1 protein-coding gene and 1 pseudogene are annotated in these 1,458 nt (G+C 71.5%); both read right to left on the bottom strand.

Annotated features, from left to right (window positions below):
- Nucleotides 1-367: pseudogene (locus tag DYI24_RS26500) on the bottom strand (serine--tRNA ligase); the annotation flags it as partial.
- Between the two features lie 111 nt (nt 368-478).
- The coding region (locus DYI24_RS26505; protein WP_164574444.1) for an autotransporter outer membrane beta-barrel domain-containing protein at nt 479-1,458 on the bottom strand (980 nt) is incomplete at its 5' end.

The following is a 1,458-nucleotide window of genomic DNA, read 5'->3' on the forward strand; positions in this document are numbered from 1 at the left end:
CATCGCCGTGCTCGTCCGCGCCCTCCGGCACCTCAGGCAGCGGCAGGTTCGGGATCTCCGACAGCGCCTTTTTCAGCGCCTCGTCGGCCTCCTTCACCGCGGCGTCGAGCGCCGGCATCGTGGTCTTCAGTTCAGTGACCTCGGCCATCAGCGCCTCGGCGCGGGCGTTGTCCTTGGCCTTCTTGGCGTCGCCGATCTCCTTCGACGCCGCATTGCGCCGCGCCTGGGCCTGCTCGGCAGCCTGCACCGCGGCGCGGCGGGCTTCGTCGAGCTTGATCAGGCTATCGGCGATCGGCGCCAGACCGCGCCTTGTGAACGCTGCGTCGAAGGCCTGCGGATTGTCGCGGATCGCTTTGATGTCGTGCATGGAATCGCCTCGTCATGGCCGAGCCCGTCCCGGCCATTTCTGTTTTGCGGAGCAACGTCTGTAGAAGACGGCAATGCCCGGCACAAGGCCGGGGACGGCAACGGAGACAGGTCAGAACTGCCAGCTCAACAGGCCGCGGACCTGGTCGCGCCGGCCCCGCTCGCCGCGCTGGGCAGCGTACGATAGTCCGGCCCGGGCCTGCGGACCGAGCTGCAGATCGAAGCCGCATTCGACCAGCGCAGCGTCGCGATCGAGCGGCACGCCGGCGACCGCGAACGGCTCGGCGGTGCTGCGGAACGCCAGATCCGCGATCGGAGCCGTGGCGCCGAACGCGTGCTGCCACGACGCTGCCAGCCGGGGCATAGCCACCAGACCGGGCGACAGCGTGAAGCTGGTGGTCAGCCGGCCGCCCAGCGTCGAAAAGCCGATGTCGTCTTTGCGGCTGGTCCCCGCCAGCGCGGTGATGCCGCCGCCTTCGGTGAATGCGTCGCGATGCAGGTGCACCAGCGCCAGCCCGCCGAACGGCTCGGCGACGGCCTGCCCGACCGGCACGCGGTAGCCGATCTCGCCGAACGCCTGCGCGGTGGTGGCATCGTAGCGGGCGCCGGCGATGTCGGTGACGCCAGGGAAGCTGACCGACCGGCTGGTCGACAGCGTGCTGAAGCTGGCGGCGGCGGCCGCACGCAGCCGCCACGCGCCGGCTTCGCCGGACGCGTAACCGGCAAGATGCGCGGTATCGATATCGGCCGAACTGGCGCGGTCGCGGACCGTGACGGTGGAGCTCGTTGTGCCCCCCGCGAGGCCGACCTGCCAGCCGGCGCCGAAGCGATAGTCGACGCCGCTGACGAAGCCGGCGACCGAGCTGGTCGCCTCCGCCGCATTGCCGTCGCTGCCATTGCGGCCCCAGGTCCCGATGCCCTGCGCCCAGACGCTGGGGCCGGTGGCGAGCACCGTGTCGGCGCCCCCGCTCTGCCGCATCCGCCCGAGCACCGCCTCCCGCAGGAGCAGGCTGTCGTCGAGCAGCGCCGACTGGGCGCTGGCATGAACCTCGCCGGACAGCGCATCAAACGCGCGCGGCGCCCCGGCAGTCG

The organism is Rhodopseudomonas sp. BR0C11, from assembly GCF_010820945.1.
Classification (GTDB): Bacteria; Pseudomonadota; Alphaproteobacteria; order Rhizobiales; family Xanthobacteraceae; genus Rhodopseudomonas; species Rhodopseudomonas palustris_H.